Consider the following 7978-nt stretch of genomic DNA (forward strand, 5'->3'; position numbering starts at 1 on the left):
CACAAGGGCGAGGCGGTGCGGGCTGCCATCAAGGCCGCAGGCGCCAGGCTCATCTTCCTGCCGCCCTACAGTCCGGACCTGAACCCGATCGAACAGGTCTTCGCCAAGCTCAAGCACCTGCTGAGAAAAGCCAAGGAAAGACCCATCGAAGCGACCTGCCAAAGAATCGGGATCATACTTCAGGACTTCCAACCACAAGAATGCTCAAACTACTTCAGAGCCGCAGGATATGGTGACGTCTAAAAGAAAAATGCTCTAGGCGCCCCAGCGGCCCTTCACATAGGTCTCCACAATGCCCTTGAACTGCTGCGAGATGTTCTCGCCGCGCAGCGTCATGGCCTTGCGGCCGTCGATGAACACCGGTGCCGCCGGAAGCTCGCCGGTGCCGGGCAGCGAGATGCCGATGTCGGCATGCTTGGATTCCCCAGGGCCGTTGACAATGCAGCCCATCACCGCGAGTTGCAGGGTCTCGAAGCCAGGGTAATCGCGCCGCCAGTCCGGCATGCGGACGCGCACATAGGTCTGGATGTCCTGCGCCAGTTCCTGGAACACCGTCGAAGTGGTGCGGCCACAGCCGGGGCAGGCGATCACCATCGGCGCGAAGCTGCGAATGCCCATGGTCTGGAGAATTTCCTGCGCCACCAGCACCTCGCGGGTGCGGTCGCCGCCGGGCTCCGGGGTGAGCGAGATGCGGATCGTATCGCCGATCCCCTCCTGCAGCAGCACGGCGAGCGCCGCCGCCGAGGCAACGATGCCCTTGGAGCCCATGCCCGCCTCAGTGAGGCCCAGATGCAGCGCATAGGCGCAGCGGGCGGCAAGCGACCGGTAGACAGCGATCAGGTCCTGCACCTCTGAACACTTGGCGGAAATCAGGATGCGGTTCGCGGGAAGCCCCAGCTCCTCGGCGCGGGCGGCGGAGAGCAGGCCGGATTGCACCACCGCCTCATGCATCACTTCGCGCACATCCCTGGGCGTGGCGGAGCGCGCATTCTGATCCATCAGCTCGGTCAGCAGCGCCTGGTCCAGCGAGCCCCAGTTGACGCCGATCCTCACTGGCCGGTTGAAGCGCAGCGCCGTCTCGATCATCATCGCGAAATTGCGGTCTTTCTTTTCGCGGAAGCCGACATTGCCCGGGTTGATGCGGTATTTGGCGAGCGCCTCGGCACAGGCGGGATGATCATTCAGCAGGGTGTGGCCGTTGTAGTGAAAGTCGCCCACCAGCGGCACGTTGATACCCATCTGGTCCAGTCGGTCGCGGATGAACGGCACCGCCCTTGCGGCCTCCTCGCGGTCCACCGTGATGCGCACCACTTCCGAGCCGGCCCGGGCCAGCGCCGCCACCTGCCGGGCGGTCCCCTCTGCATCGGCGGTGTCGGTATTGGTCATGGATTGAACGACGACCGGGGCATTGCCCCCCACCGTCACATGGCCCACCGCAACAGGGATCGAGGCGCGCCGGGGTCTGATCGCGGAATAGCTCATGCGGCTAGTTTGCCTGAGGACGGAGCAAGGTCAAGACGAACAGCAGCGCCGCCGACAGGACGATAGCCGGGCCGGTAATGGCATCGGCATAGGCCGAGAGCAGCAGGCCCAGCACCACGGACACGCAGGCAATAGCCGCGGCCACCAGCGCCATGCCCTCCGGGCTGTTCGACAGCCGGCGCGCCGCCGCCGCCGGGATGACCAGCAGGGCGGTGATGAGCAACAGACCGACGATCTTCATGGCGACCGCGGTGATGAGCGCGATCAATACCACGAAGCCGAGCTCCACCCGCTTCACTTTCACACCCTCAGCCTGGGCCAGATCCTCGTGCACAGCCATGGCGATGAGATCGCGCCACAGAAAGCCAAGCACGAGCAGCACCACGGCGGCACCGGTCCAGACTACCGATACATCCTGCCAGCTCACCGTGAGAATGTCGCCGAAAAGGAGATCGAGATGATCGCCCGTCGCGCCTGTTACCATGCTGACCGTGAAAATACCCAGCGCCAGCGAGGCGTGGGACAGAATGCCGAGCAGCGTGTCCGTGGCCAGAACCCGCTGGTTCCTGAGCAGCATCAGCAACAACGCGACGGCGATTCCGGCGGCGGCCGCGCCAAGCGTCAGGCTGAAGCCCAGCAGCAGTCCGAGCCCGACACCAAACAGGCCGGCATGGGCCAGCGTCTCGCCGAAATAGGCCATGCGCCGCCAGACGATGAAACAGCCGACAGGGCCAGCCACTGACGCAATCGCGAGCCCGGCTAGCAGCGCGCGCTGGAAGAATGGCTGTGTAATGATGTCGAACACGCGCGGTCAGTGCCGGTGATGTGGGTGGTCGTGGTGGCCGTGGCTGTCATGATCATGATCGTGGCGATGGGTATAGGCGGCGATCATGCGCGCCGCAGCGGGCCCGAACAGCTTGGCGAATTCGGGGTCCTGCTGCACCTTGTTGGGGCCACCCTCGCAGCACACATGGCCATTGAGGCAGACGACGTGATCGCTCTCAGCCATCACCATGTGCAGATCATGGCTCACCATCAGGATACCGCAGCCGTGGCGGCGGCGGATATCGGCGATCAGCTCATACAGACGCGCCTCGCCCATGAAGTCCACGGCCTGCACCGGCTCGTCAAGCACCAGAAGTTCGGGTTTGCGCAAGAGCGCGCGCGCCAGGAGGGCGCGCTGCAACTCGCCGCCCGACAACCGCGATACAGCGGCGTTGATCAGATGCGCGATGCCGGTTTCGGCGAGAGCGGCTTCAATTTCCGCCTCGGTAGGTTTAAGCGTGAGCGACAATAGCCGGCGCACGTCGAGCGGCACGTTCGGCGTCTGCGGAAAGCGCTGCGGCACATAGCCGACCCGGAGACCGCTGGACTTGACGACCTCGCCCGAAGTGATCGCCTGCAGACCGAGAAGGCAGCGCACCAGCGTTGACTTGCCAGCACCGTTGGGGCCGATCACCGTGACGATCTCATTGGGCCTGACATCAAGATTGACATGATCGAGAATGGTGCGGCCGCCGATGGTCAAGGTCAGGTCGCGGGAGCTGAGAATAGCGTTGCTGACTTTGAGCATCAGCCTGACTCCTGGCAGCGGGCGCAGCGGCCGGTGAGTTCGACAACGCTGCGGCTGACATCGAACCCGCGTGCTTCAGCAGCGGATTCAAGGCTCTCAAACAGCGCCGGCGCTTCGAATTCCTCCACCAGCCCACAGGACGCGCAGACCAACAGGGCTGCAGGCTTTCCGTCATGCGGGTGGGTGCAGGCAACAAAAGCGTTACGGCTCTCGATCCTGTGGACAAGGCCATGCGCCTCCAGGAAGTCCAACGCCCGGTAGACGGAGATGGGCGCCGGGCGGGGACCGCGGCTGGCCATGCGCTCGATGATGTCATAGGCGCCAACTGCGGCGTGGCTCTGGGCCACGCACTTCAAGACGTCGCGGCGCTGGCCGGTGAACCGCGCGCCGCGCCGCTCACACGTACGCTCGGCGCGGGACAGCAATTCAGCCGTGCAGACGGCATGGTCGTGGACTGGCTCAGAAATCGACATTTCGTTATACTATTACATGCTTGCGGAAAAATCCAGTTACATTCACGATGTGGCTTATGGATTGCAGGAGGACCGTTGCATGTCAGGCACCGCCAAGGCCACCGTTTTTGTCGAGAATGATCGGGTGATCGTCACCGAATACCGCTTCGCGCCAGGCGCCAACACCGGCTGGCACAAGCACGCCCACGATTACGTCGTGGTGCCGCTGATGGACGGGAAGGTGCGGCTTGAGACGCCAACCGGCCCAGGCCATGCTGAAATGAAGAAGGGCGTTCCCTATTTCCGGCAGGCGGGCGTCGAGCATGATGTGATCAACGCCACCGACGGCGAATACGCCTTCATCGAAATTGAACTGAAGTGATGCGGGCGGCCCGGGGGGCGGCGCCATGAAAATCCTCGTCCTCAACGCTGGCTCGTCGTCGCTCAAATTCGCGGTGTTCGGTGCCGGGCTGGACCTGATCGTGAAGGGCCAGGTCGCGGGCATTGGCTCCACGCCACGGCTGGAGGTGGATGGCCACCCCACCCGCGAGGTGCCACATGTAACGAGCCCCAGCGAAGGTCTGCTGGTGGCCGCCGAATGGCTGTCCGACCACGGCCACGAACCGGACCGTTTCAACGGCATCGGTCATCGCATCGTGCACGGCGGCACCAAGTATATCTCGCCCGTCACCGTCAATGATTCCATTCAGCACGATCTGGAGGCGCTGCGCGCGCTGGCACCCTTGCATTTGCCGTTTGGGCTCGGCGTGCTGCGCGAGATGCGGCGGGTCGCGCCGGAGGTGCCAAACATCGCCTGTTTCGATACCGCCTTCCACGCCACCCAGCCCGAGCTCGCCACCAGGTTGCCTTTGCCGCGCATCTATTTCGACAAGGGCTACCGGCGCTACGGGTTCCACGGCCTCAACTACGAGCATGTGGTGGAGGCCCTGCCGCGGATTTCCGGCCGGCCGCTGCCGCGCCGCCTGCTCGCCGCGCATCTGGGCTCCGGCGCTTCCATGTGCGCCATCCTCGATGGCAAGAGTGTTGGCACAACCATGGGCTTTTCCACCGCCGATGGCCTGGTGATGGGCACCCGCACCGGCTCCATCGACCCCGGGGTGCTGGTGGCGCTGATGCGCGACGAACATCTGAGCCTCAATGAACTGGAAGACCTGCTCTACCGCAAGAGCGGGCTCCTCGGCCTCTCGGGCATTTCGCCCGATATGCGCGTGCTGCTGGCGAGCGACCGCACCGAAGCCATCGAGGCGGTGGACTACTATTGCTATTCGGCGGCCCGCCATGCGGCATCATTGATCCCCGCGCTGGGCGGCGTTGACGCTTTCGTGTTCACCGGCGGCGTTGGCGAAAATGCCGGTCCGGTGCGGGCGCGGATCATGTCACACCTCAAGTGGCTCGAGGTTCCGCCGTCGCAGGTCTATGTGGTGCCGGCCAACGAGGAACTGACCATCGCCCGGCATGTGAAGGAACTCGGGTAGCGCGGGGTTCTGGCGGAGAACTGCTAGGCCACATGCCGCGCCGGTGCTAAGCGGAGTTCTGCCAGCACCGGAAGCCGCCCATGACCCGCATCACCCGCCTCGAGACCTTTCACAATGAATTCGTCGGCTTCGTCAGGGTGACGGCCGAGGACGGGGCGACCGGCTGGGGCCAGGTCTCCACCTACAACGCCGACATCACAGTTCAGGTGTTCCACCGCCAGGTGGCGCCCTGGGCGCTGGGCGCGGACAGCGGCGACATTGCCGGTCTGGTGCGGCTCATCGAGCGCCGCGAACACAAGTTTCCCGGAAGCTACCGATGCCGGGCGCTGGCCGGGCTCGACACCGCGCTGTGGGACCTCGCCGGCAAGCGCCAGGGAAAACCGGTGGCGGCGCTGCTGGGCGGCAGGCCGGGGCCGCTTCGCGCCTATGCCAGTTCGATGAAGCGCGACATCAGCCCGGAACAGGAGGCCGAGCGCCTCACACGGCTGTGCGCCGAACAGGGCTTCACCGCCGCCAAATGGCGGGTGGGTGCCGAATGCGGCGAGGACGTGGACGAATGGCCGGGCCGCACCGAGGCGATCATCCCGCATGTGGCGAAGGCCCTGGGCGACGGCATCGACAAGCTGGTGGACGCCAACTCGGGCTTCTCGGTCACGCGCGCCATCGCGGTGGGCCGCATGCTGGAAGACAATGGCATCGGCCATTTCGAGGAGCCCGTGCCCTATTGGGAGCTGGAGGCCACGCAGGCGGTGAGCGCCGCGCTCAGCGTTGACGTGGCGGGCGGCGAACAGGACTGGGACATGGCCACCTGGAAACGGATGATCGCCATGCGCGCCGTCGACATCGTGCAGCCGGACGTGATGTATATGGGCGGCATGTGCCGCACGCTGGACGTGGCGAAGCTCGGCCAGGCCGCGGGCCTCGCCTGCACGCCGCATGCCGCCAATCTCTCGCTCGTGACCATGTGCACCATGCATCTGCTGGCGGCCATTCCCAATGCCGGCAAATATCTCGAATTCTCGATCGAGGGCGATGATTACTATCCCTGGCAGCGCGGCCTGTTCCTGGGCGATCCCTATGCGGTGGCCGACGGCTGCGTGCGCGTGCCCGAGGCGCCGGGCTGGGGCGTGGAGGTCAATCCCGCCTGGCTCGAGAAGGCCGTCTACCGCGAAAGCTCGCTCGAAAACTGGGCACCCAGCGCCTATGCGGCGCTTTACCTGAAAAGCGCCCTGCCCTAATCAACCGGGAAAGGGAGACGCGCATGCTCGATTTGCTCGTGAAAGGTGGACGGCTGGCAGGCAGCCGGCAGGCCGCCGACATCGCCATCAAGGACGGCCGCATCGCCGATATCGCGCCGGTCATCGAGGCGCCGGCGGCGCGGGTGATCGACGCCACGGGGCGGCTCGTCTCGCCGCCGTTCGCCGACCCGCATTTCCACATGGACGCCACGCTGAGCCTGGGGCTTCCGCGGCTCAACCGTTCCGGCACGCTGCTCGAAGGCATCGCGCTGTGGGGCGAGTTGAAACCGCTGCTGACCGTCGAGGCGGTGATGGAACGCGCACTCCGCTATTGCGACCTCGCCGCGGCGCAGGGCCTGCTGGCGATCCGCTCGCATGTCGATGTCTGCGACGACCGGCTGACCGCCAGCCATGCGCTGATCGAGGTGAGAAAGCGCGTGAAGCCCTATATCGACCTGCAGCTCGTGGCGTTTCCGCAGGACGGGCTCTACCGCAGCCCCAATGCCGAGGCCAATCTGCTGCGCGCGCTCGACCTGGGCCTCGACGTGGTGGGCGGCATTCCGCATTTCGAGCGCACCATGGAAGACGGCGCGCGCTCGGTGCGCCGGCTGTGCGAGATCGCCGCCGAACGCGGCCTTCCCGTCGATCTCCATTGCGATGAAAGCGACGACCCGCTGTCGCGCCATGTCGAAACCCTGGCGGCGGAAGCGATCCGGCTGGGCCTGCGCGAGCGCGTCGTCGGCTCGCACTGCACATCGATGCATTCGATGGACAATTACTATGCCTCCAAGCTCATCCCGCTGATCGCCGAATCCGGCATCCATGTCATTCCCAATCCGCTGATCAACATCACGCTCCAGGGCCGCTCCGACACCTATCCGCGCCGCCGCGGGCTGACCCGGGTGGCGGAACTGCGCGCCGCCGGCGTCAATGTGGCGCTGGGCCAGGACTGCGTGATGGACCCGTGGTATTCGCTGGGCTCGGCCGACATGCTGGAGGTGGCGCATATGGGCGTTCACGCCGTGCCGATGACCTCGCGCGAGGCCATTGCCTGGGCCTTCGAGTCGGTGACGCTGAACGGCGCCAGGGCCATGGGCCTTCCCGACCCCAGCCTGCGCAAGGGCGGCCCCGCCAGCATGGTGGTGCTGCAGGCCCGCGACCCGATCGAGGCCGTCCGCCTCAAGGCCACGAGGCTCGCCGTGATCCGCCACGGCAAGGTGATCGCCGAAACGCCGGCGCGGCAGACCACGCTTTCGCTCGCGGGCCGGCCTTCGAGCATCGACCCCGCCGCCTACGCGCCCGCCGCGGAGGATTGAAGTCAGCCGCTCACCTGCATGAAGGGCAGCAGCGCCGTCCAGGAATAGAACGGGTCGGTGTCCGGCTGGTCGAGGCCCTCGCCAGTCACCGGGTGGTAGTTCTCGGGCGCGAGGCGGTGCTCCGCCCAGCTCTGGCGGAACAGCGCCCATGAGCTTTGGCGCAAGGCCTCGGCGCGCGCCGGGGCCTGTTCCCTGAGACCGTTCCAGACCAGCCAGTTGAGGATCGGCCAGATGCGGCCGCGCCAGTAGACGTTGTCATGGAGGCTGGGATCATGCCGGGCCACCGAGGGCAGCGGCGGCGCGCCGCCGAACCAGTGCGGATCGTCGAGCTTTTCGATGAGCGCCCGCGTCTGCGCCGCATCGGCGGCGCCGGCCAGCAGCGGAAAGAAGCTGGTTGGCGTGACGCTGCCGACGAATTTGC

Annotated in this window: 10 protein-coding genes; 5 read left to right on the top strand and 5 right to left on the bottom strand. The window is 65.8% G+C overall.

The annotated features are described in order from the left end of the window. A partial coding sequence (locus ACKOED_RS10210; RefSeq protein WP_408916487.1) for a transposase occupies window positions 1-243 on the top strand: 243 nt, incomplete at its 5' end. Between the two features lie 12 nt (window positions 244-255). Here ACKOED_RS10210 and ispG read toward each other — a convergent pair. The 4 genes from ispG to ACKOED_RS10230 are packed head-to-tail and all read right to left on the bottom strand — an operon-like array spanning window position 256 to window position 3528. Then, window positions 256-1482 carry a flavodoxin-dependent (E)-4-hydroxy-3-methylbut-2-enyl-diphosphate synthase gene (gene ispG / locus ACKOED_RS10215; protein ID WP_408916488.1) on the bottom strand — a complete coding sequence of 409 codons (1227 nt, stop codon included), beginning with the start codon at window positions 1480-1482 and terminating at the stop codon, window positions 256-258. A 4-nt stretch (window positions 1483-1486) separates the two neighbouring features. Next, window positions 1487-2275 (bottom strand): metal ABC transporter permease, encoded by a 789-nt coding sequence (locus ACKOED_RS10220; protein ID WP_408916496.1) that lies wholly within the window; start codon window positions 2273-2275, stop codon window positions 1487-1489. 18 nt (window positions 2276-2293) lie between these two features. After that, complete coding sequence (locus ACKOED_RS10225) at window positions 2294-3055, bottom strand: ATP-binding cassette domain-containing protein (RefSeq protein ID WP_408916489.1); 762 nt, start codon at window positions 3053-3055, stop codon at window positions 2294-2296. Continuing rightward, window positions 3055-3528 carry a Fur family transcriptional regulator gene (locus ACKOED_RS10230; RefSeq protein WP_408916490.1) on the bottom strand — a complete coding sequence of 158 codons (474 nt, stop codon included), beginning with the start codon at window positions 3526-3528 and terminating at the stop codon, window positions 3055-3057. Before ACKOED_RS10230 ends, ACKOED_RS10225 begins: the two co-directional genes overlap by 1 nt. A 79-nt stretch (window positions 3529-3607) precedes the next feature. Between ACKOED_RS10230 and ACKOED_RS10235 the strand changes: the two genes are divergently transcribed. The 4 genes from ACKOED_RS10235 (at window position 3608) to ACKOED_RS10250 (ending at window position 7557) form a co-directional block, all read left to right on the top strand. Further along, window positions 3608-3889: a cupin domain-containing protein gene (locus ACKOED_RS10235; RefSeq protein ID WP_408916491.1), complete on the top strand. Its 282-nt coding sequence runs from the start codon at window positions 3608-3610 to the stop codon at window positions 3887-3889. A 25-nt stretch (window positions 3890-3914) separates the two neighbouring features. After that, the gene (locus ACKOED_RS10240; RefSeq protein WP_408916492.1) at window positions 3915-5003 is read left to right on the top strand and encodes an acetate/propionate family kinase; all 1089 of its coding nucleotides are present in this window, start codon (window positions 3915-3917) and stop codon (window positions 5001-5003) included. Between the two features lie 80 nt (window positions 5004-5083). Next, complete coding sequence (locus tag ACKOED_RS10245; protein ID WP_408916493.1) at window positions 5084-6241, top strand: mandelate racemase/muconate lactonizing enzyme family protein; 1158 nt, start codon at window positions 5084-5086, stop codon at window positions 6239-6241. A gap of 23 nt (window positions 6242-6264) precedes the next feature. Further along, window positions 6265-7557: an amidohydrolase family protein gene (locus ACKOED_RS10250; protein ID WP_408916494.1), complete on the top strand. Its 1293-nt coding sequence runs from the start codon at window positions 6265-6267 to the stop codon at window positions 7555-7557. Between the two features lie 2 nt (window positions 7558-7559). Here ACKOED_RS10250 and ACKOED_RS10255 read toward each other — a convergent pair. Then, a partial coding sequence (locus ACKOED_RS10255) for an MGH1-like glycoside hydrolase domain-containing protein (protein WP_408916495.1) occupies window positions 7560-7978 on the bottom strand: 419 nt, incomplete at its 5' end.

Origin of the sequence: Aestuariivirga sp., from assembly GCF_046093005.1 — a bacterium.
Taxonomy (GTDB): domain Bacteria; phylum Pseudomonadota; class Alphaproteobacteria; order Rhizobiales; family Aestuariivirgaceae; genus Aestuariivirga.